Genomic DNA, 25,517 nt, shown 5'->3' with positions numbered 1-25,517 from the left:
GAGAGGACCCATGCCCGAACTTCCCGAGGTCGAAACCGTCCGCCGCGGCCTCGCGCCGGTGATGGAAGGGGCGGTGATCGAGAAGGCGGCCGTGAACCGTCCCGACCTGCGCTGGCCCTTCCCCGAGCGGATGGCCGAGCGGCTGACCGGGCAGCGGGTGGAGCGGCTTCGGCGGCGGTCGAAATACATCCTCGCCGATCTCGCCGGGGGCGAGACCCTGCTCGTTCACCTGGGCATGTCGGGGCGGATGCTGGTCTCGGGCGATCCCCTGGGACATTTTGTCCACGATCACCCGGCGCCCGAGAAACACGACCACGTCGTGTTCGACATGCAGGGCGGCGCGCGGATCACCTTCAACGATCCGCGGCGGTTCGGGGCGATGGACCTGATGCCCACGGGGGCGGAGGCCGAGCACAGGCTGATCGCCCATCTGGGGCCCGAACCGCTCGGAAACGCGTTTTCCGAGACCTACCTCGTGGCCGCGCTCCGGGGGAAGAACACGGCCATAAAGGCCGCGCTGCTCGACCAGCGGATCGTTGCGGGCCTGGGCAACATCTACGTCTGCGAGGCGCTCTACCGCGCCCGGATCGCGCCCACCCGGTCCTGCCGCCGGATCTCCGCGGCCCGGATCGCAAGCCTCGTGCCGATCGTCCGGCAGGTGCTGGACGAGGCGATCGCGGCGGGCGGATCGTCGCTCAGGGATTTCCGGCAGGCGGACGGCGAACTGGGGTATTTCCAGCACAATTTCGACGTCTACGGGCGCGAGGGCCTGCCCTGCCGGACCCCGGAATGCGGCACGCCGATTCGACGGATCGTGCAGTCCGGCCGGTCCTCGTTCTATTGCCCTCAATGTCAAAGATAGCTTGAACGGTCACGTCAACGTGCTACGGACTCCCTCCAACGCAGCGAGGCCAATGCAGCGAAGGAAGTTCACACATGGCTTATGAAACCATCGTCGTCGAGACCGAGGATCACGTCTGCCTGGTCCGTCTGAACCGGCCGGATGCGCTGAACGCGCTGAACGACGTCCTCCTCGGCGAGCTGGTCGACGCGCTGCAGGCGGCGCAGGCCAACGACAAGGTGCGCTGCATCGTCATCACCGGCTCGGAAAAGGCCTTCGCCGCCGGGGCGGACATCAAGATGATGTCGTCGAAGAGCTTCGTCGACGCTTTCGCAGGCGACCTCTTCGGCAGCGAGCACGACGAGATCATGCGCATCCGCAAGCCGATCATCGCCGCCGTCTCGGGCTACGCGCTCGGCGGCGGCTGCGAGCTGGCGATGATGTGCGATTTCATCATCGCCTCCGAGACCGCCAAGTTCGGCCAGCCCGAGATCAACCTGGGCGTCGTCGCCGGGATGGGCGGCACGCAGCGCCTGACCCGCGCGGTCGGCAAGGCCAAGGCGATGGACATGAACCTGACCGGCCGCTTCATGGACGCCACCGAAGCGGAGCGCGCCGGGCTGGTGAGCCGCGTGGTGCCGGCGAAGAAGCTGATGGAAGAGGCGATGAGCGCGGCGGACAAGATCGCCGAGAAATCGATGATCACCGTCGCTGTGGTGAAGGAAGCGGTGAACCGCTCCTTCGAGGTGCCGCTGCGCGAGGGGCTCCTGTTCGAACGCCGGGTGTTCCATTCGCTTTTCGCGACGGAAGACCAGAAGGAGGGCATGGACGCCTTCCAGGAAAAGCGCGCCGCCCAGTTCCGCGACAAGTAACCGGCTCCGACAGAACGGAGCGGCCCCTTCGGGGCCGCACACGATGCCTTGCGATTTGGCCCGAGGCCAAATCGCGCCTTGCCTCCGGCGGGGATACATCGACCAGAGGAAGGGTGGAGCGGGGTCCTGTCTTCCTCTTGCCGGAAATATCCCGGGGGTGCGGGGGCAGCGCCCCCGCGGGTCCTAGGCTCCGAACCGCCGCAACAGGATGTCGTTGACCCTCTCGGCGGCCATGTATTGCACCCAATGTCCGGCGCCCGGGATGACGTGGAACTCCGCATCCGGGCGCAGCGTGGCGATGGTCTCCCGCCGCTCGTCCAGGTGATCGCCGGCGATGGCATCGCGGTCACCGTAGATGACCGTCAGCTCACCCTCGTAACCGGCGAGTTCGGCGGGCACGTCGAGCTTGGAGAACAGGCCGCGGAACATGCCGCGCGCCTTTTCCGCATGGGCCATCTGGATGGCGGTCGCCTCGTCGGTGACGCTGTCGGGACCGGTCAGCATCAGCTCTCCGACGTTATGCGCATGGGCCGCCGCCCGGTGTTCGGGGATCGGCATGCCGCGCCATTTCCGCAGCCGTGCGCCGACCTCGGTCCGGCCTCCGAGGATCGGCGAGCCGAGAAGCGCCCAGCTCTCCACCCCCGCCCGGACCTGTTTCAGCATGAGCGAGCCGATGACGCTGCCGAAGGAGAAACCGGCGCCCCGCACCGGCGCCCCGGGGGCCAGGGTATCGAGGCCCTCTGCCACCAGCCCCGCGTAGTCGTGCAGGTCGTCGGTCTCGTAGCTGTCACTGTCGCCGAAAGCGGGCAGATCCACCGCCATGACGCGGAAATGCTTCGAAAGCGGCTCGATATTGCGGACCCAGTGCTGCCAGGATCCATGCCCGCCGTGCAGCAGGACGAGCGGCCGGCCCTCGCCCCAGATCCGCCATTGCAGCTCGATGCCGCCGGCCCGCGTGACCGGCGTCTCGGCCCGCGCCTCGAGCGCATGGATCCAGTCGGGCAGGACGGGGATATCGGGTTCGTCGAGATCGTCCATCAGCATGGGGCGGTCCTTTCGCGGCTTCGGGCAAACCTACCGGCAGGGTCGCGGTGCGGCAATCGCTGCGGTGCCGCATTTCATGCATCTGAGGGCGCGGCGCTTTCGACTGGCCACCGGCGGGGCAGCGGATAAGCTGCGGCCCGAGACCGGAGGGAGGGCTGTCATGCGGTTCAAGGATCAATCGACCATCGTCACCGGGGGCGCCTCGGGCATCGGGGCCGCGCTGGCCCGGGCGCTGGCGGCCGAGGGTGCCCGCGTCGCCGTGGCCGACGTGAACGGACCGGGCGCCGAGGCGGTGGCAGAGGAGATCGGCGGCCTGGGTCTGCGCTGCGACGTCCGCGACCGGGACCAGATCGCGGCCCTGATCGCGGCGTCCGAGGCGGCGCATGGCCCGGTGGACCTGATGTGTTCCAACGCCGGGATCGCGAACGGGGTGGACACCGGCTTTGCCAATGCCGCAGGCGCCGACCCGGCCGAGTGGCAGGCGGCCTGGGAGGTCAATGTCATGGCCCATGTCCACGCGGCGGCCCTGCTGGTGCCTGCCATGAAGGAGCGCGGCCGCGGGCACTTCCTGCACACGATCAGCGCCGCGGGGCTTCTGAGCCAGATCGGCTCCGCCACCTATTCCACGACGAAACATGCCGCGGTCGGTTTTGCGGAGAACCTCGCGATCTCTCACCATTCCAGCGGGATCCGGGTTTCGATCCTCTGTCCGCAGGGGGTGGACACGCCGATGCTCGACGGGATGGGCGGCGGCGGACGCGAGGGCCCGCAGGCCGGAGACGGGCTGCTCTCGGCCGAGGCGGTGGCGCAGGCGGCGCTCGACGGCGTGGCGGAGGAGCGGTTCCTGATCCTGCCGCATGCGCAGGTGGCCGAATACATGCAGCGCAAGGTGGCCGATTACGGGCGCTGGATCACCGGCATGGCGAAACTGCAGGACCGGCTCTACGGGGTCTGACCGCCGCGCGCGCTCACCCGGTGACGGTCGCGTCGAACCGCCCCGGGGCCAGGTCGCGCAGAAGGCTGCGGTCGGCCAGGTCGCCCTCCGGCGTCCCGCCCCGGATGAGCGCCGCGGCGAGGGCCGCGAGCGCCGGCGCCGTCTGCACGCCGTAGCCGCCCTGCCCCGCCAGCCAGAAGAAATTCCCCTGTTCAGGGTCGAATCCACAGACAGGGGACCCGTCCGGGGCGAAGGTGCGCAGGCCCGCCCAGCTTGACAGGATGCGCCTGACGTCCAGGTCGAAGGCCCGCGTGATCCGGTCGACGCAGACCGCGATGTCGATCTCCTCGGGCCGCGCGTCGCAGGGGGCGGAGGAGGTCGCGTCTGCGGGCGAGGCCATCAACCGTCCGGCCTCGGGCTTGAGGTAGAAATCCTCGTCGCCCCCGACCAGCATCGGCAGGGCGGCGGTGTCGCAGCCCCTGGGCGCCTCGAAGGTGATCGCGCTGCGCCGCCGCGGGTCGAGCCCCTGCCGCGCGACGCCCGCCATCCCCGCCACGGCGTCGGCCCAGGCCCCCGCGGCGTTCACCAAGATTCCGGCCTGGATCGTTCCGGCGCCGGTGCGCAACTCCCATCCGGTCCCTTTGCGCACGAGCCCCCGCACGGGTGCCCCGGTGCGGACCTCTCCGCCCCGCGCCCGGAACTGTCGCAGGTAGCCCGTCAGCAGTGCGTGCACGTCGATGTCCTGCGCCGCGTCGTTCACGAAACCGCCCGCCGCATAGCCCTTGCGCAGCAGCGGCACCCGGGCCTCCAGCGCGGCGGGCTCCAGCCATGTCAGGGACGCGTCTGCCGCGGTGGCCTCGAACTCCGCCCGCACGGCGTCGATGTTTTCGGCCGATGCGAAGCGCACCAGTCCGCGGGGAGAGACCAGCGGCCCGTCCGGGAAGCCCTCCGGCGGCGCCTCGAAGACCTTCGAGGCGGCCTGCGTCAGGCGCCGGATCACCGGCGGCCCGTAGGTCTGCGCGAGGATCGCGGCCGAGCGTCCGGTGGCGTGATAGCCCGGCTGCGTCTCGGCCTCCAGAAGCACCACCCGCAGATCCTGCGCCAGTTCCGCGGCGGCGGACACCCCGGCAATGCCCCCACCGATCACCGCAACGTCGAAGGTTTCCTGCCCGGTCATGGTTCCCCGCATGTGGCCCGGTCCGGACCCTAGCACGCGTTTTTCCGATAGGAAAGACGGCGGCGCGGCGCGGCTTGGCAATGGATTTCGCCCGGCCTTCGGATACACTCGGCCCATGAGCGCCGAGACCACAGACCTGACCGGACGGGCCCGCATGGCCTCGCGCCTGCGGCGGCTGCGCGAAGCGCGCGGGCTGACGATCCAGGCGGTGGCCGATCGCGGCGGCATCGCGATCTCGACCGTCTCGAAGATCGAGCGCAACCTGATGGCCCCGACCTACGACCGGTTCACCCGGCTGGCCCGCGGTCTCGGCGTCGACGTGGCCGAGCTCTTCGCGGACGAAAGCAGCCGCTTCGAAACCGGTGGCGTGGCGGTCGCGCGGCGCGGCGAATTCGGCTACCACGAGACCGAGAATTACAGCTACGAGATGCTGTTCCCGCAGGTCCGCGGCAAGGCGATGGTGCCGATGATGGGCACGCTCAAGCCGCTGGAACAGATGCGCTTCGACCGCATGGTCAGCCACGGCGGAGAGGAATTCCTGCTGGTCCTCGAAGGGCGCGTGATCGTGCAGCTGGCCGACCGCGACGACGTGCTGCTGGACCAGGGCGACTCGCTCTATTTCGACAGCGGCCGCGGGCATCTCTACGCCTCGGCCCTCGACGCACCGGCGCGGATCCTCGTGGTCTGCACGCAGCCCGACGCGGCGCGCGATCAGCCCTGAAGCCGCGCCACCGCCCAGCGGGCGGCATCCGCCACCGTCGCGTCCGCGTCGTCGCAGAGCTCGCCTGCCACCCCGGCCAGCGCCGGATCGCCGGAATTGCCGATGGCGTAGAGCACGTTGCGGACGAAGCGGTCGCGCCCGATCCGCTTGATCGGCGAGCCGCGGAACCGCTCGCGGAAACCGGCATCGTCGAGCCGGGCCAGCGCCTCCAGCGCGGGCAGGTGCATCCCATCGCGCGGGCGATAGCGCATCTCGCGCGCCTCGGCCGCGAACTTGTTCCAGGGGCAGACGGCCAGGCAATCGTCGCAGCCGTAGATCCGGTTGCCCATCAGCGGCCGCAGCGCCTCGTCCACCGGGCCCCGGTGCTCGATGGTCAGGTAGGAGATGCAGCGCCGGGCATCCAGCTGGAAGGGCGCCGGGAAGGCATCGGTCGGGCAGATGTCCAGGCAGCGGCGGCAGGACCCGCAATGCTCCGTCTCGGCCGCGTCAACCGGCAGCTCCAGCGTGGTGAAGACCGCGCCGAGGAAGACCCAATTGCCCAGGTCGCGACCCAGGAGGTTCGTGTGCTTGCCCTGCCAGCCCAGGCCGGCGGCCTGGGCGAGCGCCTTCTCGGGGACCGGCGCCGTGTCGACGAAGACCTTCACCGCCGTTTCGTCGCCCGCCTCGGCGATCAGCCAGCGGGCCAGCCGCTTGAGCCGCTTCTTGACGAGATCGTGGTAATCCGCCCCCTGCGCATAGACCGAGATGACCCCGCGGTCGCGCTCGGAAAGCCCCGCCATAGGGTCGATCCCGGGCGCGTAACTCTCCGCCAGCATGATGACCGAGCGCGCCTCGGGCCAGAGCAGGGAGGGATCGCCGCGCCAGTGCGACCGCTCCGCCAGCCAGTCCATCTGGCCATGCCGCCCCTCGGACAGGAAATGCGCCAGGCGCCCGGGCACCTCCGGCACGTCCCCGGGCCGGCAGATCCGGCACGCCGAGAACCCCTCCTCGAGGGCCTGCGCCACCAGCCGGTCCTTGAGCGAAGGTCCCATGCTTCCTCTTGCCCGAAATATCCCGGGGGGAGTCGGCCAGGGGCCGACGGGGGGCTGGCCCCCCTCCCCCGCCGGGTGTCAGAAATCCAGGTCGGCGTAATGCGACGGCGGCGGGAACCCCGGCACCTGGTCGGCGAGGATCGACCGGAAGGCGGGCCGCGACTTGATCTTCGCATACCAGTCCTTGACCGTGTCGCTCCGGTTCCAGTCCACGTCCGAGATGTAGTCGAGACAGGACAGGTGCGCCGCGGCGGCGAAATCGGCCAGCGTCATCCGGTCGCCCGCCAGCCAGCGCCGCCGTTCCAGCAGCCAGGTCATGTAATCGAGGTGGAACTTGATCGCCTGCGCCCCGGCCTTCACGTTCGAGCTGTCCGGGTAGCCCTTCTTCATGATCTTCTTGTTCACCCGCTCGTAGAGCAGTTTCGAGGTCACCTCGGCATGGAACTTGTCGTCGAACCAGTTGATCAGCCGCCGCACCTCGTAGCGCTCATCGGGCGTCAGGGGCAGCAGCGAGGGCTCGGGATACATGTCCTCCAGCCATTCGCAGATCGGTGCGCTCTCGGCCATGACCTTGCCGTCGATGCGCAGCACCGGCACCTTGCCGGCCGGGTTGCGGCGCAAAAAGTCGGGATCGCGCTCCCAGTATCGCTCCTCCACCAGCTCGCACTCGATCTTCTTCTCGGCAAGCGAGAGCCGGACCTTGCGGCAATAGGGAGAGAGGGGAACGTGGTAGAGCCTGGCCATGTGAAGGGAACCGTCGCTGGGGTGTCGGGCAGTCTTGCCTTGAAACCATGGGGGATTCAACCTCTGCGCCCCCGCCCGGCACGGGATCGCCGCCCCTGCGTCACTCGAAGCAGGCGGCGCGGCCGTCGGCGGCGATCGTCGCGGCCCCGTCCATGATCGAGCTGGTGCGCCGGCGGACGTAATTGGTGGGCTGCGAGGCCGACCAGCTTTGCGGCGCGGGCAGGATGGCGGCCAGCCGCGCCGCCTGCAGGGCCGAGAGCCTGGCCGGAGACACCCCGAAATAATGACGCGCCGCGGCCTCCACGCCGAAGACGCCCTCGTCGAATTCGGCCACGTTCATGTAGACCTCGAGGATGCGGCGCTTGGACCAGAAGGTCTCGACCACCGGGGTCAGCAGCGCCTCGAGCGCCTTGCGCGCGTAGCTCCGCCCGTGCCAGAGGTAGACGTTCTTCACGACCTGCTGCGTCACCGTCGATCCGCCCCGGCCGCCGCCCTCTTCCAGCGCGGCGCGGATCGCATTCATGTCGAACCCCCAGTGGCTGCAGAAATTCGCATCCTCGGCCGCAACGATCGAACGCGCCATGACCGGGGCGACGTCCTCGATGTCGACCCAGTGGCGGTCGATCGACCCGAGCCGCTGCTCCTCGCTCCACATGTAGTAATCGAGCGTCGGGTTCAGCCGGCTGTGCGCCAGCACCACCACGAGGACCAGCACGACCGCGAGTGCCAGCAACCGGACAGCCCAGCCGAAGAGACGGCGGAACGGCCGTGCCCGTTTCGCCTTGCCCCGCTTCTTCGCCCCTGGTTTCGCCCGTTTCGCCACGTCCGTTCCATAGCCGGTAAGCGGGAACCGAGGAAGGGCCAAACCGGCGGCCTGGCCCACCGGGGCCACGAAAAAAGGGCGCGGCCGAAGCCGCGCCCTGACTGAGATACGAGGGTCTTGGGAACCCCGTCGGTTCTTAGGCCTCGGCGGTTTCAATCGCCTTTGCTTCGACCGTATCGCCCCTGGCGATCTCGATCCGGCGCGGCTTAAGGGCCTCCGGAATTTCCTTCACGAGATCGATATGGAGCATGCCGTCGGAATGTGTAGCCCCCGTCACCTTGACGTGATCGGCCAGCTGGAAGCGGCGTTCGAACGCGCGGGTGGCGATGCCGCGGTGCAGGTAGGTCCGCGGGGCTTCATCCTCGGCCTTGCGGCCGGCCACGACCAGCGCGCGGTCCTTGACCTCGACGTTCAGGTCGGCATCCGAGAAACCGGCAACGGCGATCGAGATGCGATAGGCGTTCTCGTCGGTCTTCTCGATGTTGTAGGGGGGATAGGTGGTGTTGGTGGTTTCGCCCGCAAGCACACGGTCCATCATGTCGGCGATCTGGTCGAAACCGACGGTCGCGCGATACAGCGGGGCAAGATCGAAGTTACGCATCTGGGTCATCCTCTTTGAGCGATAACGATGTTGGCGCCTTCCCTTCGGGACAGGCAGCTCTGAATCACCGGACCCCGTTTCGGCGATCCGGTGTCCAAGATGTGGGAAGCCGAAAACCGTGTTTCAAGGGGGTTGCGTGCAGGGCCTCATCGACTGCGCAAGCACTTGAAAGCGCGGCATTATCCCGGTGTCATTCCCCCGCGCGGATGAACTTCGCGCCGGACTGGTCGCGCCCGCCCCCGATGCCGATCCGGTTCGAGAGCGGCGCCGCGCCATAGGCGTAGCCCGCTCCGGTGTCGAGCGCCGCGCGCAGGCCGTCGAGCGTCTCGCCGAGCTGGGTGCCGAGCGCGACCCGCGCGCCGTCCGCCTCGGCCTTGGCCGAGACGACCGAGACGATCCGCGGAACCCCGGCCTCGAACGAGAAGACCGGCGCGCCGGAGGATCCGAAATCGACGTCGCAGGACATCACCAGCACGCCCTCCTGCCGCCCCATGACGCCGCAGATCTCCTGCAGCGACGGCGCCTCGGCCCGGTCGTGCGCATAGGAGACGACGCCGATCCGGTCGCCCTTGTCCGGCCGCGCGTCGGTGTCGAAGGGGATCACCGTCGTGTTGCGGATCGGCATGTCGAGCTCCAGCAGCGCGAGGTCGTGGCGCACCTTGGCGGTCGTGATCTCGGGCGCATAGCGGTAATCCGGCGGCACGACCGCGCGTTTCACCCGGCGATAGGCCGAGGCGCGCCCGTTCCGGAACCCGGCGAGGAATTCCACCTCGGACACCTCGACCCGCGTCCCCCTGTGCTTGTCGTACAGGCAATGCGCCGCGGTCAGCACGATGTCCTCCGCGATCAGCGCCCCGGTGCAGAACCCCTTGCCGCCGATGTCGAGCCGGCCGACCGCCTCCCAGCCCCGGCCCTGGTCGCCGGTGTCGAGCCGGGTCAGCGCCCCGCGCGTCGACATCGCGTCGGACAGGCCCTGTGCCCCGGCGGCGGCCGGCAGAACCAGCGCGGCGAGAAGAAGAAGCGGTCTGATCATCGGCGGGCCTTTCGTCGGGGTCGCGGCAGGCTAGGCGGCCAAGCGGGCGAAAGTTGGGCGGGCGGCGGACCTCATTCGGAAAGCGCCCGCGGCCGCGGCCCGCCGGTCGCCCAGTCCAGCAGTTCGACCGAATGCACCACCGGCACCGCGGCGCCCGAGCCGATCTGCATCATGCAGCCGATGTTGCCCGCCGCGATCACGTCCGGCGCCACCGCCTCGAGCGTTCTGAGCTTGCGGTCCTTCAACCGGCCCGAGATCCCGGGCTGGAGCAGGTTGTACGTGCCCGCCGAACCGCAGCAGAGATGGGCGTCCGCGGGCTCCACCACCTCGAACCCCGCGCGGCGGAGCAGGACCTTCGGCGTGTCCCGCACCTTCTGCCCGTGCTGCAGCGAACAGGCGGCGTGATAGCCCACGCGCAGGCCTTTCGCCGCCCCCTCGGGCAGCTCGAGCCGCGCCACCAGTTCCGTCACGTCGCAGGCAAGCGCCGAGATCGCCGCCGCCTCCTCCGCCAGCGGCCCGGTCCGGAACATGTGGCCGTAATCCTTCACCGTCGTCCCGCAACCCGAGGTGTTGATCACCACCGCGTCGAGCCCCGCGCCCGTCACCTCGGCCATCCAGGCCCGGATGTTGCGCGCGGCCGACGCATGCGCCTGGCTCTCGCGCCCCATGTGGTGGGTGAGCGCGCCGCAGCAGCCCTGCCCCTCGGCCACGACGACCTCGCAGCCCAGCCGGGTCAGCAGCCGGATCGTGGCATCGTTGATGTCGGTGTTCAGCGCCCGCTGCGCGCAGCCGGTCATCAGGGCGACCCGCATCCGGGGCGCGCCGCCCTCTGCCGGGAAGACCTGCGGATCGTCATTGCGCGACACCGGCGGTATCCGCCTGGGCGCCATCTCCAGCATCGCACGCAGCCGTGCGTCGGGGATCAGCCGCCGGAACGGCCGTGCCAGCTTCGCGCCGGCCAGCGCCAGACGGAACCGCATGGGATGCGGCAGCACCCGGGCGAGGACCGATCGCAGCGCCCGGTCATGCCACGGCCGCCGGTAATGCGCTTCGATATAGGCCCGCGCATGGTCCACGAGGTGCATGTAATGCACCCCCGAGGGACAGGTGGTCATGCAGGCCAGGCACGAGAGACAGCGGTCGATATGCTGGACGGTCTTCGCGTCCGGCACCCGCTCGTTCTCGAGCATGTCCTTCATCAGATAGATGCGGCCCCGGGGGGAATCCAGCTCGTCCCCCAGCACCTGGTAGGTCGGGCAGGTCGCGGTGCAGAAGCCGCAGTGCACGCAGGCCCGCAGGATCTGGTTTGCCCTTGCGGTGTCGGGGTCCTGCAACTGGGCCTCGGTGAAATTCGTCTGCATCGTCCCTCACACCGTCCAGAGCGCCACGACCATGCCGGTCACCGGGGCCAGCGTCGCCAGCCCGGCCGACAGGAGCAGCCAATCCGCCGATTGCGGGAATCGCAACCGCAGCGCCTGCGCCACGAAGGCCAGCACGCCGATCCATGCGAGCCACAGAAGCCCCAGCGAAAACACCAGCCGCCCGGCCGCGCCCTCCGCCTCGTTGGGCAGCAGCCGCAGGATGGCGAGCCCCGCGATCCCCAGGAGCACGACCAGCACGCCGATCACCCGGAAGAATGCCGGCTCCGGCTCGTTCCGCACCAGCGCGGCAAAGACGGCGAGCCCGAGCACCGAGGCCCCGGCGACGAAGAGCCCGATCACGCGGCCACCTCCCGGGTCCGGCCGCCCATGAGGCCCGGGTTGAGGATCCCCTTCGGATCGAACCGCGCGCGAAGCCCCGCCGCCAGCCGTTCGATCCCCGCCGCCTGCGGCTGGAACATCGGCACCCGGTCATGGATCGCCTCTGGCGCCCGGACCAGCGTCGCATGCCCTCCGGCCGCCTGCACCGCCGCCCGGATCGCCGCCGCGCCGCCGTCGCCCTCCGCCGGGACGCCCAGCCAGATCAGCCCGCCGCCCCAATCGTAGAGCGCCCGATGGCCCAGCCCCCCGGCCGCCAGCGCCGCGGTCAGGCCCGCCGCCCGGCCCGGCACGGTCGAGATCCGCCAGACCGCCTCGCCGCTGCCGGCCAGGGCCGCGACGTCGCGCACCGCCCGCCAGAGCGCCGCGCTCTCCGCACCCTCGACCAGATCCCAGCCGGCGCAGAGCCCCGCCCGCAGCCGCTCCGCCCGGTAGGCGACCGAGCCCGCCATCCCCTCGACCCGCAGCAGCGTCTCGCCACCGCCGAAACCCGCATGCGCCGCGCCGCTCACGTCGAAAGGGGTGGCCAGGGCGGCGCGCAGGGTCGTCAGCGCCTCCGCCGTGCCAAGCCCGCGGGCGACCAGCGTGGCCTCGGCCTGCGGCACCGCCATCACCTTCAGCGCGACCTCGGTCAGGACACCCAGCGTCCCGAAGGACCCCGCCATCAGCTTCACGAGGTCATAGCCCGTCACGTTCTTCATCACCCGTCCGCCGTTCTTCACCACCTGCCCGGCACCGTCCACGAACCGCACCCCCAGCAGGACATCGCGCGCCGCGCCCGCCTGCACCCGCCGGGGCCCCGAGACATTGGCCGCGATCAACCCGCCGATGGTCGGCACGCCGTCCGTGCCCATCAACTTGCGCGCATCCATCGGCTCGAACGCCAGCCGCTGGCCCTTTTCGGCCAGCACGCGCTCGACCTCGGCGACCGGCGTCCCCGCGCCCACGACCAGCGTCAGCGCGCCCGGTTCATAAAGGTGCACCCCCGACAGCCCCGCCGTGGAAACGACCTCCCCGCGCACGGGCCGCCAGGCCACCCGCGTTCCGCCGCCCCGCAGGTCCAGCGGACCGTTCGCCCCGCGGATCAGCTCCGCCAGTTCGGTCTCGTTCGCAGGTCCCATCTTTCCTCTGGTCCATGTATCCCGGGGGAGTCGCGCCGCAGGCGCGGCGGGGGCAGAGCCCCCTATTGCGCCGCCCTCGAACCTTCCCGCCGCCCGGCACTGGCGCCCAGCGGAAACACCTTCGCCGGGTTCAGAAGCCACTTCGGGTCGAAGACGTCCTTCACCGCCATCTGCGCCTCCAGGTCCACCGGATCATATTGCACATTCATCAGGTCCCGCTTCTCGATCCCCACCCCGTGCTCGCCGGTCAGACAGCCGCCGACCTCGACGCAGAGCTTCAGGATCTCCGCCCCCATGGCCTCGCAGGTCTCCAGGTCTCCGGGCCTGTTCGCGTCGAACAGGATCAGCGGATGCATGTTGCCGTCCCCCGCGTGGAAGACGTTGGCCACCTCCAGCCCGTAGTGCTTCGACATCTCCCCGATCCGGTGCAGCACCTCCGGCAGCGCGGAGACCGGGATCGTCCCGTCGAGGCACATGTAATCGTTGATCTGCCCCATGGCCCCGAAGGCCGATTTCCGGCCCAGCCAGATCCGCGCGCTCTCGTCGGCGCTCCGGCTTTCGCGCAGCGCCACCGGATCGTGCCGCCGCGCGATCGCAAGGATCACCTCCAGCTGTTCGGCGATCTCGTCGTCGGAGCCCTCGACCTCCACGATCAGCAGCGCCTCGCAATCCGGATAGCCCGCGCCCGCGAAGGCCTCCGTCGCGCGGATGCAGGGCCGGTCCATGAACTCGATGGCGACCGGCAGGACGCCGGCCTCGATGATGTCGCGCACGCAGGCGCCCGCCACCTCGTTAGAGGCGAACCCCATCAGCACCGGCCTTGCCCCCTCGGGCTTCGGCAGGATGCGCAGCACGGCCTCCGTCACGACGCCGAGCTGCCCCTCGGACCCGCAGATCACCCCCAGCAGGTCGAGCCCGCCCGGATCCATCCAGGGGCCGCCGATCTCGAGCACCTCGCCCGCCATCGTGACCATGGTCACGCCCATGAGGTTGTTTGTCGTCACCCCGTATTTCAGGCAATGCGCGCCGCCCGAGTTCATCGCGATGTTCCCGGCGATCGCACAGGCGAGCTGCGACGACGGATCGGGCGCGTAGAAGAACCCCTCCGCCTCCACCGCGCCCGTGACGCTCAGGTTCGTCCGCCCGGTCTGCACCCGGATGAAGCGGTTGTCGTAATCGGTCTCGAGCACCGCGTTCATCCGTGCCACGCCCAGGATCACGCAATCCCCGGTCGGCAGCGCCCCGCCGGCCAGCGAGGTGCCCGAGCCGCGCGGCACCACCGGCACGTCCATCGCGTGGCAGATCTCCAGCACCGCCGCGACCTCCGCGGTCGAGGCGGGCAGCACCGCGCAGAGCGGCGGGCAGCGGTAGGCGGTGAGCGCGTCGCACTCGTAGGCGCGGGTTTCCGCCGGGTCGTCGATCACCGCATCGCGCGGCAGCACCGCGCGCAGCCGCGCGACAAGCTCGGGCTTCCGCGCCAGGACATGCGGGTCGGGTGCTGGCATCTGCATGGCGGGCCTCCCTTTTCCGGCGTTTCTGCAACGCCCGGAAACTGCGGTGAGGCTACCCCCCACGCGCGCGGCTGACAAGCGCCGCCCGGCGCGGTTAGATGGGCGGATGGACTGGTTCGACCGCCTCGCCCTCTTCACCCCGCTCGACTATGCCGCGGTCTCGCTGCTCGTCACGGCATGGCTGGTGATCGGCTGGCGGATCGAACACCCGGGCCGGCACCCGTCGGTCTCGCGCCTGATGGGCCAGTACCGGCGCGACTGGATGGTGCAGATGGTCACCCGCCAGCCGCGGATCTTCGACGCGCAGACTCTCTCGACGCTCCGGCAGGGAACCTCGTTCTTCGCCTCGGCCACGATGATCGCCATCGGCGGCGCCTTCGCGATGATCGGCAATTCCGACCGGCTGACCGGGCTTGCCAACCAGCTCACCCTCGAAAGCGACCCCGCCATCGTCTGGGAGATCAAGGTGCTGGTGATCGTCGCCTTCCTCGCCAACGCCTTCCTGAAGTTCGTCTGGTCGCACCGGCTCTTCGGCTATTGCGCCGTGCTGATGGCCGCGACCCCGAACGAACCCGATCACGACGCCGCCTATGACACCGCGGCGCAGGCGGCCGAGATCAACATCTTCGCCGCGCGCAGCTTCAACCGCGGCCTGCGCTCGGTCTATTTCGCGCTCGCCGCCTCGGCCTGGCTTCTGGGGGGCGGCGCACTTCTCTTCGCCGCCCTGCTCACCTTTGGCGTGCTCTGGCGCCGCGAGTTCGCCTCACAGTCGCGAAAGGTGTTGATGCGGCGCAACGCTCGCGATGCCGACACGCCATCGTGACATGCGCGGCGCGGGTCAGGTGCCTATAGATTTGCCATGATCCGCGCATTGCTCCTCTCGCTCGCCCTGTCCACGACCGCCGCCGCCGTGCAGGCCGACCCGCCCCGCATCCTCGATGTGAAGGTCCGCGATTCGGGCATGGGCTGGAAAATCTCGGTGACGATCGAGCACGAGGACACCGGCTGGGACCATTACGTCACCGGCTGGGAGGTGCTGGACGAGGCGGGCAACCGGCTCGCCTACCGCAAGCTCCACCATCCCCACGTGGCCGAGCAGCCCTTCACCCGCAGCCTGCATTCCGTGACCGTGCCCGACGGCACCCGCAAGGTCTATATCGTCGCCCATTGCTCGAACGACGGCGGCACATCCGAACCCTACAAGGTGAAGCTGAAGCGGTAGGCCGGGCGTCCGCCCGGCCCCGGAGCCGACCGCCAGACGACAAGGGCCGGGCGCATGCCCGGCCTCTTCTGTCCTCTCCGCGCGGGTCGCCCCGCCCCCTTCAGGGGTAGATCGAGATCGGCGTGCCGTCCCGGACCATGGCATAGATCTGCTCCATCTCCTTGTTCGTCACCGCGATGCAGCCCGCCGTCCAGTCGCGCCCGCCCTTGCGATACTTGTAGGGCCGCCCGTGGATGAAGATGTCGCCGCCGGGGCTCTTGCCCTGGGAGGAGGCGAACTCCCGGTCGTTGCGGTTGGGATAGTTGATCCCGATGGAGAGGTGGAATTCCGAATTCGGGTTGCGCCGGTCGATGACGTATTCGCCCTCGGGCGTCTTGCCGTCATTGCGGAACTGCTTGTGCCCGACCGGGCTGAAGCCCAGCCCGAAATCGTAGGTTTCCAGCACCTGGTTGTGATGCAGCAGGTACATCTTCCGCTGCTGCTTGTAGACCAGCACGCGGGTCACTTCCGGCCCGTTGTAGGTCTTGAATTTCGAACATGCCGTCGCGCCGAGCGCGATGGCTAGGATGAGAACGATCCTGATGATCCGCATATCTGCCACTGCCCTTTTGAGATCTTGGTCCCTTTAACCCAAGAAAATAACGGGTCCGTGATGATTTGCGAAGGGGGTAATCCCGCCTCACGCGGAAGTGAGTGAAAATCCCGCCACCAGCTCCACGTGGGGCGACCAGCGGAACTGGTCCACCACGGTCACCGGCCCCATGGCATAGCCCGCGCCGATCAGGACCGCCGCGTCCCGCGCGAAGGTCACCGGGTTGCAGGACACATGGGCGATGACCGGAACGCCCGACCGCGCCAGCTCGGCGATCTGGCTGGCGGCGCCGGCGCGCGGCGGGTCGATCACCGCGGCGTCGTAGCGCGACAGCTCCTCGGCCAGCAGCGGGCGGCGGAAAAGATCGCGCGCCTCGGTGCTCACCCGCTTCAACCCGGGCGCATTGCGCCACCCGCGGTCGAGCGCGCGCAGCATCTCGGCCTCGCCCTCGACCGCATGCACCTCGGCGTCTTCGGCCAGCGGCAGGGTGAAGGTCCCGCAGCCCGCGAACAGGTCGACCACCCGCGATTTTCCCTGCGTCAGGGTCGAAACCTCGGCCAGCAGCCGCGCCTCGCCATGCGCCGTCGCCTGCAGGAAGGCGCCCGGGGGCGGCGTCACCTTCGCCCGCCCGAAGACCTGCTCGGGCGCGTGGCGCATCGCCACGACCTCGCCGTCCCATGCCAGCCGGGCCAGCCCCAGCCCCTCGGCCAGCTGCGCAAGCTCCACCTGCAGCGGCCCGTCCATCGGCTTGCCGCCCGTGACCGCGATGTCGAGCCCGCCCGGCGACAGCGTCGCCTGGACCGAGATCTCGCCCTTCCGGCTGCCGCCCGCCACCGCGAGCGCCTCGGCCACCGGCAGCGCCGCCATCAGCCCGGGGGCGAGCAGGTGGCAATCGGGGATCTCCACCACCACGTCGGACCCGCGCGCGTGAAACCCGGCGAGCGCCCCCTTCTTCGTGCGCCGCGCCGAGAGCGTGGCCCGACGCCGCGACCGTTCGGGCGAGGTGTGCACCGCCGCGATCTCGCCCTCGATCCCCTGCGCGGCCAGCGCCTGCCGGACCACCCCGGCCTTCCAGCCCGCGATGAATTCGGGCGCCGCGTGCTGGAGGGCGCAGCCGCCGCAGGTCCGGAAATGCCGGCAGGGCGCCGCGACACGTTCGAGCGCGGGGGTGACGATCTTCACCTCGTGCAGACGGTCGCCATCGAGCCGTCCGGTCACCGTCTCGCCCGGCAGGGTGAGCGGCGCGAAGACGGGGCCGCGGGCGATCCCGTCACCCATGTGGCCTAGGCGTTCGATCAGGTAGCTGTCCATGCCGCTCCGATAGCGCAGCGACGCCCCGGCGGCAAAGGCCTATTCGGCGGCCTCTTCCGACCCATCCGAGCCGAGGAACCCGCCCGACTGCCGCGCCCAGTAGCGGGCATAGAGCCCGTTCTGCGCCAGAAGCTCGGAATGCGTCCCGGTCTCTACCACCCGGCCGGCGTCCAGCACGGCGATCCGGTCCATGTGGCTGATGGTGGAAAGCCGGTGCGCCACGGCGAGGACGGTCTTGCCCTCCATCACCCGTTCCAGCGCGGACTGGATCGCCGCCTCGACCTCTGAATCGAGCGCCGAGGTCGCCTCGTCCAGCACGAGGATCGGCGCGTCCTTCAGGATGGCGCGGGCCAGCGCGATCCGCTGCCGCTGCCCGCCCGACAGCTTCACCCCCCGCTCGCCGAGCCGCGCCTCGTAGCCCGCGCGGCCGGTGTGATCCTCGAGGTCGTTGATGAAATCATGCGCCTCGGCCTTCTCGGCGGCGGCGATCAGGTCGTTCTCGTCGGCGTCGGGGTTGCCGTAGAGGATGTTCTCGCGCGCGGAGCGGTTGAACATCGCGGTTTCCTGCGTGACCATCCCGATGGACCGCCGCAGGCTTTCCTGCGTGACATGCCGGATGTCCTGCCCGTCGATCAGGATGCGACCCTGTTCCGGGTCGTACAGCCGCATCAGCAGCGCCACCATGGTCGATTTCCCGGCCCCCGAGGCGCCGACGATCCCCAGCTTCTCGCCGGGGCGGATGTCCAGCCGGATGCCTTGGATCCCGCCCTTGTCGCTGTCGCGGCCATAGGTGAAGGTCACGTCCTCGAAGGTCACGCGGCCCTCGGGTACCTCCAGCGGCACCGCGCCCGGCTCGTCCTCCAGCCGCACGGCGCGGGCCAGCGTCCGCATCCCGTCCTCGACCTCGCCGATGTTGGCGTAGACCGTCATCAGCGCGAAGCTGACCCAGCCGGTCATCTGCGCCACGCGCATGGCAATGGTCCCGGCCGCCACCGCGTCGCCGATACTGGCCGAGCCCACGGACCAGAGCCAGAGCGTCCCGCCGACGAGGAACAGCGGCAGCGTGCCCGCCAGCGTGTTCAGGCAGATGCGGAACTGGGCCGACATGTAGCCGAACTCCAGCACCCGGCCCCGGAAGCGCCCCATGGCATCCAGCGCCGCGGCGTCCTCGTGCTGGTCATGGGCGAACAGCTTCACCGTCTTGATGTTGGTGATCGTGTCGACGATCTGCCCCGTGACCATCGCCCGCGCCGCCGCGCGGTTCTTGGCCCGCACCCGGATCCGCGGCAGGAAGAAGCGGATCAGCAGGAAGTAGAACCCGAGCCAGACCATGAACCCCGCCGCGATCCGCCAGTCGATCCCGGCCATCAGCGCGACGGCCCCGATCAGCGAGGCGAGCGCGAAGGTGATCATGTTGATCGATTCGACCGTCACGTCGGTCAGCGCCCGGGCCGCCTGCATCTGCTTCTGCGCGATCCGTCCGGCGAAATCGTTGTCGAAGAAATTGACCGACTGGCCCAGCGTCCAGCGGTTGAGCCGCTGCAGCACCAGCGTGTCCACATTCGGCGTCACGATGATCGACGTCGCGGCGGAGGAGGCCGCGATGAAGATCGGGCGCGCGACGAGGAAGAAGATCACCGCGCCCAGGATGATCCCCATGTGCTGCGCGGTGAAGAAGTTTTCGGGCCCCGCGGCGGTGGCGGTGTCGATCACCCGGCCGAGGATCCAGGCCGTCCCCGCCTCCATCGCGCCCGCAAGCGCCGAGAGCCCGCCCGCGAGGAACAGAGCCGGAAAGGCGCCGCGCAGCGCCCAGACCATGAAACGATAGAGGGTTGTCGGCGGAGGTCCTTCTGCGGGGCGGAAGGCGTCGATCATCTGTTCCGGCCGCATGGGGGCTCCTTTCACCCTGCGGATACTGGCCCCTTCCGGGTCCGCGTCAAGATCGCGGGTCGGGCAGCGCCAGCAGCGCGGCGCGGTCGAGCGTGAAGCCCGAGGCGACGAAGGCCGCCTCCAGCTGGTTCAGGCGTCGCCCGATCTCGGCGCCCTGATAGCTGTCGGGCAGGTCGCGGGCAGACACGGGCAGCACCTGTGCCGCGCCGGCTTCGACCTCGGAGAGCTGCTCCGGCACCGGCGCCTGCCCGGCCATCGCCCAGCGCATCAGCAGGGCATCGCGCGCCAGCCCGGCGCCATGCCGGAAGCCCAGCGCGGCAGGCGTGTCGGCAGAGGTCATGACGCTCCGCAGCGCCTCGAGCCGCCGCTGGTCGGCCTTGCTGAGTCGCAGCGCCCCGGGCAGGTCCTCGCCGCCGAGGATGGCGAGCCGCCGCATCGCGTCGGGCGCGGTGCCCGTCTCGCCCTCCAGATGCACGAGCGGGGCGAGGAAGGTGTCCTCCGCCCCCGGCAGCACGACGGCCAGCACCCCGGCCTGCCGCATCGCCGCGATCGAGGGCGCGGGGTCCGGCGCGGCCAGCAGGCGCCGCATCTCGTGCCCGATCCGTTCGCGCGAAAGCGTCTCCAACCCGGGGGAAAGCGCGGCAATCGCGGCCAGCGCCTCGGCATCCATCCCGGCGTCTGCGTCACCGTACCAGGCGTGGAAGCGGAAGAACCGCAGGATCCGCAGGTAATCCTCGCGGATACGCGTCTCGGGGTCCTCGATGAACCGCACCCGGCGCGCGCGGAGGTCCGCCATGCCGCCCAGCGGATCGGTCACCGCGCCGCGCGCATCGGCATAGAGCGCGTTCATGGTGAAGTCGCGCCGCCGCGCGTCCTCGGCCACGTCGTCCGAGAAGGCCACCACCGCCCGCCGCCCGTCGGTTTCCACGTCGCGCCGGAAGGTCGTCACCTCGTGCGGCACGCCGTCCGAGACCAGCGTGACGGTGCCGTGCCCGATCCCGGTCGGCACGGCCTTGACCCCCGCCACTTCGGCCAGCGCCATCACCCGTTCGGGCCGGGCATCCGTCGCGATGTCGATGTCGCCCACCGGGCGGCCCAGCAGCGCGTCCCGCACGCAGCCGCCGACGAAGAGCGCCTTGTGCCCGCCGCCCTCCAGAAGCGCGCAGATCCCCTGCGTCGCGGGCCGGTCCAGCCAGTCGCCCGCGAGCTTCGTCATGACAGCCGGTCCGCCAGCACCCGGCACATCCGCGCCGTCGCGCCCCAGACGTAATAGGGACCGTAGGGGACGATGTAGTAATAGCGTCGCTGGCCGCGCCAGCGCCGGCCCTCGCGCATGTAATTGTCGGGATTGGCCAGGTGATCCAGCGGCACGCGGAACGCCTCTTCCACCTCGCCCGGTTCGGGCCGGACCTCGAAGGGTTCGAGGATGCGCCCCACCACCGGCTGCACCCGGAAGTTCGTCACCGTGTCATGCTCCGGCAGATAGCCCAGCACCTCCACGTTCTGGCGCGGCAGGCCGATCTCTTCCTCGGCCTCGCGCAGGGCGGCGGCGGTGCTGTCGGCATCCACCGGGTCGACCTTCCCGCCCGGGAAGGCGATCTGCCCGGGGTGATGCTTGAGCGCGGAGGAGCGCTTGGTGAGGATGACCCAGAGCCGGCCGTCGATCTCTTCGATCGGGATCAGCACGCCGGCCGCGCGGGTGGCCTCCGTCGGCGCGAAGACCCCCGGGTTCAGCTCGTAATCCGAGGTCGGCCCGCCCGGCGCCAGCAGCGCCGCACGGATCCGCTCGAACTCACTCACCCGTTGCGCCCCCATCCTTCGCCTCGAACCCGACGGTCGCGGGGTCGAGCACGTAATGCGCGCCGCAATACTGGCAATCCGCCGTGACGACGCCCTCGTCCGTCGTCATCTTCCCGATGTCCTTGGCCGAGTAGATCGACAGCGACTGCCGCACCTTGTCCTCGGAACAGGAGCACCCGAAGCGCACCGGCTGGGCGTCGAAGACGCGCGGCGCCTCCTCGTGGAACAGCCGCACCAGCAGGTCGGTCGGCGCGAGGCTCGGCCCGGCCAGTTCCATGTCCTCGGCGGTGTCGAGATGCATGTTGACCCGGTTCCAGTTCTCCTCCTCGTCCCCTTCGACGAGGTCCTGCGCCAGGATCAGCCCGCCCTCGCCCGATCCGCCGCCATGCAGGGGCGAGGCCTTGGGCATGGTCTGCAGCATGATGCCGCCGCCCCGCCAGCTGGCCGGCTGGCCCGGCGCCTGGCTGACGCCGAAGCTCAGCGCGAAACGGGTCGGAATCTGCTCGGACTGGGCGAAATACGCCTCGGCCGAGCGCGACAAGCCCTCGCGGGTGATCGGCGTGATGCCCTGGTAGGGGGTCATGCCCTGCCCCTGGTCGATCATGATGGCGAAGTAGCCCTCGCCCAGCTGATCCATCGGGACATTCCCGCTGACCCGGTCCTTGTCGTAGCTCGCATAGGCGCGGATGCGCGCCGGCTCGCCCTCTTCGGTCGGGCCGTAGTAATCGGTCGCGATCATCCGCACCGGACCGTCGGTCTGCACCTGCAGCTGCAATTTCCAGCGCAGCTTGATGGTCTGTCCGATCAGCGCGGTCAGCAGGGCCATTTCGGCCACCAGCGCCTCGACAACGGGCGGGTAATCGTGTTGCTTCAGGATGCCGTCGAGCACGCCGTCCAGCCGGGCGACGCGACCGCGAATATCCGAGTTGTCCAGCTGGAACGGCAGAACCGAATCGTCCCAGGCCAGTTTGGAGCCAATGTTCATAGGGGTGTCCTTTGCGTTGCCCCCCACATAATGCCGGTGGCCATTTCCGACAAGGCGGGCCCCGGGAAGGAGCGGCAGGCGTTGCGCAGGTTCGGGGAGGCCGTCAGGCCCGACATCAGATACACCCCGCGTCCGGGGGTTTACGCGATGCTGCCGCTGAACGGCTCGCTCCTGCTGACCCACCAGATCGAGCCCGAGCCCGAGTTCCAGCTGCCCGGCGGCGGCGTCGACCCGGGCGAATCGCCGCTGCGGGCGCTGCACCGCGAGGTCTATGAAGAGACCGGCTGGTCGATCGCCGCGCCGCGCCGGATCGGGGCCTTCCGCCGCTTCGTCTACATGCCGGAATACGATCTCTGGGCCGAGAAGATCTGCACGATCTACATGGCCCGCCCCGTACGCCGGCTCGGGCCGCCGACCGAGCCCGGGCACATGGCCGTCTGGATGCCGGCCGAGACCGCGATGGACCTGCTCGCCAATGAAGGCGAGCGGACGCTGCTGGCTAACCTGGCCACCTAGAACTCCAGCACGATGGCAGAGACGTCGTCGGGGAAGTCGCGGCCGCCGTTCGCCTCGCGCAATTGCCAGACCAGTGTCTCGAGCAGGGCCGGTCCCCGCGTCGCCGCCAGTTCCCCGAGCATGCGGGTCAGCCCCGCCTCGCCCAGAAGGCCGCCCGCCCCGTCCGGGATCTCGGTCATGCCGTCCGACATCACCAGCAGCCGGTCCCCGGGGGCAAGGGTCAGCGCGATCTCCTCGTAGGTCGCGTCGGGGATCAGGCCGATCGGCAGGCCCCCGCGCCCGATCACCTCGATCCGGCCATCGCCCCGCTGGAGCAGCGGATGCGGATGGCCCGCCTGCACCGCGCGCATCTCGCCGGTGCGCAGGTCGCAGGCGGCGAGGAACAGGGTGAAGTAATGCTCCACCTCCATCTCTTCCTGCATCAGCCGGTTGAGCCCCGCCGCGACCTCGGCGGGCGGCACCGCTTCGATCCGCCCGCCCGCGCCCCGGGTCAGCGCCACGTTCCGCTCCGGGATGGCCGAGGACAGCAGCCCCGCCAGCCGCGCCGTCATCAGGGCCGAGCTGATGCCATGGCCCGAGACGTCGATGGCGAAGAGCCCCAGCCGGTCTGGCCAGATCGGGAAGAAGCCGACGAGATCGCCGCCCACCCGCCCCGCCGGGCAGAGCGTCAGCGCGAGCCGGGCCGACCCGAAATCGCGGAACCGCTCGCGCACCAGGGATTGCTGCAGCTTGCGCGCCTCCACGAGGTCGCTGTCGATGGAATCATGGACCGCCTGCAATTGCGCCAGCGCCTCGACAAGCAGGAGGTTCTTCTCCCGCAGCTGGCGCTGCATGTCGAGGATGCGCTCCCCGGCCGTCAGCCGCGCGCGCAGCTCGTCGGCGCTGACCGGCTTGGTCAGGAAATCGTCCGCGCCGCTGTCCAGCCCCTCGGCCACGTTCGCCTTTTCGCCCTTCGAGGTGAGCAGGAGGAAATAGCCGTAATCGTCCCGCGCGAGCGCGCGGAAGGCGCGGCAGAAGGCCAGCCCGTCCATGCCCGGCATCATCCAGTCGCTGATCACCAGCTCCGGCGGGTCGCAGCGGCAGATTTCCAGCGCCTCGGCGCCGCCGGCCGCCGTTTCGACAGCGTAGCCCAAGCCGCGCAGGTAGCTGCCCAGCACCCGGCGTTGCAGCGGATTGTCGTCCACCACCAGCACCCGGCGCGCCCGGACCTGCTCCGGCGGCGTGGTCTTGTCGATCGCGTTCCGGGTCACATGTCCTTTCCCCGCGCCGGAATATGGCGCCCCTCACACCTAGCCCCGCCGGAGTTAAGCCCGCGTGAATGACCCCGCGGTCCGCCGGTCGCAGATCCTTAAGCCCTTTCCGCTAGGAGGGGGCACGGAGGTCCGGATGATCGACTGGGACATCGTGGCGGAGCTGATGGCGGCGGTCGGGCCCGCCGAGATGGCAGAGGTCGTCACCCTCTTCCTCGACGACACCGATGCCGCGGTCCGCGCCCTCGCGCCGGACCGGGATCTCGAGGCGCAGCTGCACTACCTGAAGGGCAGCGCCACGACGATGGGGTTCCGGGACTTCCTCGACCTCTGCAGCACGGCGGAGATCGCGGCATCGCACGGGCGCGTCGTGGACATCGACGCGCTGCGCGCCTGTTACGCCCGCTCCCGCGCCGCCTTTGTCGAAGGTCTGCCGGCCCGCCTTCCGGACCTGCCGGCGGCGGCCGTCAGATGAGGAATTCCGCGAGGATCACGTCGTTCGTGGTGTCGCGATACGCGAAACCGGCATCGTCCATCCTCTGGAAAAGCGTGCCGAAATTGGCCGCATCCTTCGTCTCGATCCCGATCAGGACCGACCCGAAGTTGCGTGCGGATTTCTTGAGGTATTCGAACCGGGTGATGTCGTCGTCCGGCCCCAGCATCTCGAGGAAATCGCGCAGCGCACCGGGCCGCTGCGGCAGGCGCAGGATGAAGTACTTCTTCACGCCCGAGAAGCGCTGCGCCCGCTCCTTGACCTCGGGCAGGCGCTCGAAGTCGAAATTCCCGCCCGAGGTGATGCAGACCACGCGCTTGCCGCGGATCTCCTCGGCGATGTCCGCCAGCGCGTCGACCGACAGCGCGCCCGCGGGTTCCAGCACGATGCCCTCGACATTGAGCATCCTGAGGATGGTGGTGCAGATCCGGTCCTCGGGCGCCGTCAGCACATCCCCGGCCCGCGTCTCCTTCAGGACCGCCCAGGGCGCATCGCCGATCCGCGCCACGGCCGCGCCGTCGACGAAGCTGTCGACGCGGGGCAGCGCCACCGGATGGCCGGCCGCCACGGCGGCGGACAGGCTCGCCCCGCCTGCCGGCTCCACGAAGGTCATCGGCATCTCGGGCCCGAAGTACCGCCTGATCCCCGCCGCAAGGCCGCCGCCGCCCACGGGCAGCACGATCCGGTCGGGCCGGCCCATCTGCGCCTCGATCTCGACCCCGACGCTGGCCTGCCCCTCGATCACGTCCGCATCGTCGAACGGGGCGAGGAAATGCCCGCCGATCTCGGCGCAATAGCGTTTGGCCTCGGCCAGCGTGTCGTCGAAATAGTCGCCGACCAGCCGGATCTCGATGAAGGCGCCGCCGAAGATCCGTGTCTTGTCGATCTTCTGCTGCGGCGTCGTGACCGGCATGAAGACCACCCCGGGCACGGCGAAGGACTGGCACATGTAGGCCATGCCCTGCGCATGGTTGCCGGCGCTGGCGCAGACGAAGCGCGATGCGCCCTCGACCTTGCGCATCGCGTTGAAGGCGCCGCGCAGCTTGTAGCTGCGCACCGGGGACAGGTCCTCGCGCTTGAGCCAGATCTCGGCGTCGTAAAGCGCGGAAAGGTGATCGTTGCGCTGGCACGGGGTCTCGGGGAAGACCGTGCGCATCGCCTCGGCGGCGGCATGAGCGGATTTTCGGAACTGGGTCATCGCTGCAAGCAATGAACCGCCGGTCCGGCAGGATCAAGCGCCCGAGGACG

General features: G+C 69.8%; 27 protein-coding genes. 8 read left to right on the top strand and 19 right to left on the bottom strand.

Annotated features, from left to right (window positions below; genetic code table 11):
- Window positions 1–10 precede the first annotated feature (10 nt).
- Together mutM and Q344_RS0112555 are read left to right on the top strand one after the other, a co-directional pair.
- On the top strand, window positions 11–862 hold the full coding sequence (mutM, locus tag Q344_RS0112560; RefSeq protein ID WP_028287023.1) for a bifunctional DNA-formamidopyrimidine glycosylase/DNA-(apurinic or apyrimidinic site) lyase: 852 nt from the start codon (window positions 11–13) through the stop codon (window positions 860–862).
- Between the two features lie 74 nt (window positions 863–936).
- Complete coding sequence (locus Q344_RS0112555) at window positions 937–1,713, top strand: enoyl-CoA hydratase (RefSeq protein WP_028287022.1); 777 nt, start codon at window positions 937–939, stop codon at window positions 1,711–1,713.
- A 183-nt stretch (window positions 1,714–1,896) separates the two neighbouring features.
- On the opposite strand, the gene Q344_RS23890 is transcribed toward Q344_RS0112555, so the two are convergent.
- Window positions 1,897–2,757, bottom strand: coding sequence for an alpha/beta fold hydrolase (locus Q344_RS23890; protein ID WP_051630606.1), 861 nt, complete (start codon window positions 2,755–2,757; stop codon window positions 1,897–1,899).
- 160 nt (window positions 2,758–2,917) lie between these two features.
- Here Q344_RS23890 and Q344_RS0112545 point away from each other — a divergent pair, with 160 nt between their 5' ends.
- Window positions 2,918–3,712, top strand: coding sequence for an SDR family oxidoreductase (locus tag Q344_RS0112545; RefSeq protein WP_028287021.1), 795 nt, complete (start codon window positions 2,918–2,920; stop codon window positions 3,710–3,712).
- A 13-nt stretch (window positions 3,713–3,725) separates the two neighbouring features.
- Here the strand turns inward: Q344_RS0112545 and Q344_RS0112540 are convergent, their stop codons facing one another.
- The gene (locus tag Q344_RS0112540) at window positions 3,726–4,880 is read right to left on the bottom strand and encodes an NAD(P)/FAD-dependent oxidoreductase (RefSeq protein WP_051630604.1); all 1,155 of its coding nucleotides are present in this window, start codon (window positions 4,878–4,880) and stop codon (window positions 3,726–3,728) included.
- Window positions 4,881–4,983: 103 nt separating this feature from the next.
- Here Q344_RS0112540 and Q344_RS23885 point away from each other — a divergent pair, with 103 nt between their 5' ends.
- Window positions 4,984–5,589 carry a helix-turn-helix domain-containing protein gene (locus tag Q344_RS23885; protein WP_036539187.1) on the top strand — a complete coding sequence of 202 codons (606 nt, stop codon included), beginning with the start codon at window positions 4,984–4,986 and terminating at the stop codon, window positions 5,587–5,589.
- Here the strand turns inward: Q344_RS23885 and queG are convergent.
- The 9 genes from queG to Q344_RS0112490 form a co-directional block, all read right to left on the bottom strand.
- The gene (queG, locus tag Q344_RS0112530; RefSeq protein WP_028287019.1) at window positions 5,580–6,620 is read right to left on the bottom strand and encodes a tRNA epoxyqueuosine(34) reductase QueG; all 1,041 of its coding nucleotides are present in this window, start codon (window positions 6,618–6,620) and stop codon (window positions 5,580–5,582) included. The genes Q344_RS23885 and queG overlap by 10 nt on opposite strands.
- Window positions 6,621–6,698: 78 nt before the next feature.
- Window positions 6,699–7,364, bottom strand: a complete 666-nt coding sequence (fzlA, locus tag Q344_RS0112525; RefSeq protein ID WP_028287018.1) for an FtsZ-binding protein FzlA — start codon at window positions 7,362–7,364, stop codon at window positions 6,699–6,701.
- A gap of 100 nt (window positions 7,365–7,464) precedes the next feature.
- Complete coding sequence (mtgA, locus tag Q344_RS0112520) at window positions 7,465–8,187, bottom strand: monofunctional biosynthetic peptidoglycan transglycosylase (protein ID WP_028287017.1); 723 nt, start codon at window positions 8,185–8,187, stop codon at window positions 7,465–7,467.
- Window positions 8,188–8,323: 136 nt separating this feature from the next.
- Complete coding sequence (locus tag Q344_RS0112515; protein ID WP_028287016.1) at window positions 8,324–8,788, bottom strand: Hsp20 family protein; 465 nt, start codon at window positions 8,786–8,788, stop codon at window positions 8,324–8,326.
- A 190-nt stretch (window positions 8,789–8,978) separates the two neighbouring features.
- A complete protein-coding gene (locus Q344_RS0112510; RefSeq protein ID WP_028287015.1) occupies window positions 8,979–9,821 on the bottom strand; it encodes a trypsin-like serine peptidase in 843 nt (280 codons plus the stop codon).
- Window positions 9,822–9,892: 71 nt separating this feature from the next.
- Window positions 9,893–11,182: a glycolate oxidase subunit GlcF gene (gene glcF, locus Q344_RS0112505; protein WP_028287014.1), complete on the bottom strand. Its 1,290-nt coding sequence runs from the start codon at window positions 11,180–11,182 to the stop codon at window positions 9,893–9,895.
- A 6-nt stretch (window positions 11,183–11,188) separates the two neighbouring features.
- A complete protein-coding gene (locus Q344_RS23880; RefSeq protein ID WP_036539185.1) occupies window positions 11,189–11,542 on the bottom strand; it encodes a hypothetical protein in 354 nt (117 codons plus the stop codon).
- A complete protein-coding gene (locus tag Q344_RS0112495; RefSeq protein WP_028287013.1) occupies window positions 11,539–12,699 on the bottom strand; it encodes an FAD-binding protein in 1,161 nt (386 codons plus the stop codon). The genes Q344_RS23880 and Q344_RS0112495 overlap by 4 nt, the downstream gene beginning before the upstream one ends.
- Window positions 12,700–12,761: 62 nt before the next feature.
- Complete coding sequence (locus Q344_RS0112490) at window positions 12,762–14,210, bottom strand: FAD-linked oxidase C-terminal domain-containing protein (RefSeq protein WP_028287012.1); 1,449 nt, start codon at window positions 14,208–14,210, stop codon at window positions 12,762–12,764.
- 106 nt (window positions 14,211–14,316) lie between these two features.
- On the opposite strand from Q344_RS0112490, the gene Q344_RS0112485 reads away from it, so the two are divergent.
- Together Q344_RS0112485 and Q344_RS0112480 are read left to right on the top strand one after the other, a co-directional pair.
- Window positions 14,317–15,033, top strand: coding sequence for a DUF599 domain-containing protein (locus Q344_RS0112485; RefSeq protein WP_028287011.1), 717 nt, complete (start codon window positions 14,317–14,319; stop codon window positions 15,031–15,033).
- Window positions 15,034–15,069: 36 nt separating this feature from the next.
- Window positions 15,070–15,432 carry a hypothetical protein gene (locus Q344_RS0112480; protein WP_051630603.1) on the top strand — a complete coding sequence of 121 codons (363 nt, stop codon included), beginning with the start codon at window positions 15,070–15,072 and terminating at the stop codon, window positions 15,430–15,432.
- A 100-nt stretch (window positions 15,433–15,532) separates the two neighbouring features.
- Here the strand turns inward: Q344_RS0112480 and Q344_RS0112475 are convergent, their stop codons facing one another.
- The 6 genes from Q344_RS0112475 to hslO form a co-directional block, all read right to left on the bottom strand.
- The gene (locus Q344_RS0112475; protein ID WP_028287009.1) at window positions 15,533–16,024 is read right to left on the bottom strand and encodes a L,D-transpeptidase family protein; all 492 of its coding nucleotides are present in this window, start codon (window positions 16,022–16,024) and stop codon (window positions 15,533–15,535) included.
- Window positions 16,025–16,111: 87 nt separating this feature from the next.
- Window positions 16,112–17,335 carry a class I SAM-dependent RNA methyltransferase gene (locus Q344_RS0112470; RefSeq protein ID WP_028287008.1) on the bottom strand — a complete coding sequence of 408 codons (1,224 nt, stop codon included), beginning with the start codon at window positions 17,333–17,335 and terminating at the stop codon, window positions 16,112–16,114.
- Between the two features lie 39 nt (window positions 17,336–17,374).
- On the bottom strand, window positions 17,375–19,225 hold the full coding sequence (locus Q344_RS0112465; RefSeq protein ID WP_028287007.1) for an ABC transporter ATP-binding protein: 1,851 nt from the start codon (window positions 19,223–19,225) through the stop codon (window positions 17,375–17,377).
- Between the two features lie 46 nt (window positions 19,226–19,271).
- A complete protein-coding gene (locus Q344_RS25150; RefSeq protein ID WP_028287006.1) occupies window positions 19,272–20,441 on the bottom strand; it encodes a CCA tRNA nucleotidyltransferase in 1,170 nt (389 codons plus the stop codon).
- Window positions 20,438–21,040 carry a CoA pyrophosphatase gene (locus Q344_RS0112455; protein WP_028287827.1) on the bottom strand — a complete coding sequence of 201 codons (603 nt, stop codon included), beginning with the start codon at window positions 21,038–21,040 and terminating at the stop codon, window positions 20,438–20,440. The genes Q344_RS25150 and Q344_RS0112455 overlap by 4 nt, the downstream gene beginning before the upstream one ends.
- The gene (hslO, locus tag Q344_RS0112450) at window positions 21,018–22,010 is read right to left on the bottom strand and encodes an Hsp33 family molecular chaperone HslO (RefSeq protein WP_028287005.1); all 993 of its coding nucleotides are present in this window, start codon (window positions 22,008–22,010) and stop codon (window positions 21,018–21,020) included. Before hslO ends, Q344_RS0112455 begins: the two co-directional genes overlap by 23 nt.
- A gap of 30 nt (window positions 22,011–22,040) precedes the next feature.
- On the opposite strand from hslO, the gene Q344_RS0112445 reads away from it, so the two are divergent.
- Window positions 22,041–22,526, top strand: coding sequence for an NUDIX hydrolase (locus tag Q344_RS0112445; RefSeq protein ID WP_051630600.1), 486 nt, complete (start codon window positions 22,041–22,043; stop codon window positions 22,524–22,526).
- Here Q344_RS0112445 and Q344_RS0112440 read toward each other — a convergent pair.
- A complete protein-coding gene (locus Q344_RS0112440; protein ID WP_229669208.1) occupies window positions 22,523–23,776 on the bottom strand; it encodes a PP2C family protein-serine/threonine phosphatase in 1,254 nt (417 codons plus the stop codon). The genes Q344_RS0112445 and Q344_RS0112440 overlap by 4 nt on opposite strands.
- A gap of 136 nt (window positions 23,777–23,912) precedes the next feature.
- On the opposite strand from Q344_RS0112440, the gene Q344_RS0112435 reads away from it, so the two are divergent.
- Window positions 23,913–24,251: an Hpt domain-containing protein gene (locus Q344_RS0112435; protein WP_028287002.1), complete on the top strand. Its 339-nt coding sequence runs from the start codon at window positions 23,913–23,915 to the stop codon at window positions 24,249–24,251.
- On the opposite strand, the gene ilvA is transcribed toward Q344_RS0112435, so the two are convergent.
- On the bottom strand, window positions 24,244–25,467 hold the full coding sequence (ilvA, locus tag Q344_RS0112430) for a threonine ammonia-lyase IlvA (RefSeq protein ID WP_028287001.1): 1,224 nt from the start codon (window positions 25,465–25,467) through the stop codon (window positions 24,244–24,246). The genes Q344_RS0112435 and ilvA overlap by 8 nt on opposite strands.
- Between the last annotated feature and the right edge of the window lie 50 nt (window positions 25,468–25,517).

The sequence above is a fragment of the Pseudooceanicola nanhaiensis DSM 18065 genome, assembly GCF_000688295.1.
Classification (GTDB): domain Bacteria; phylum Pseudomonadota; class Alphaproteobacteria; order Rhodobacterales; family Rhodobacteraceae; genus Pseudooceanicola; species Pseudooceanicola nanhaiensis.
This window is presented reverse-complemented; position numbering and strand designations above follow the sequence as displayed.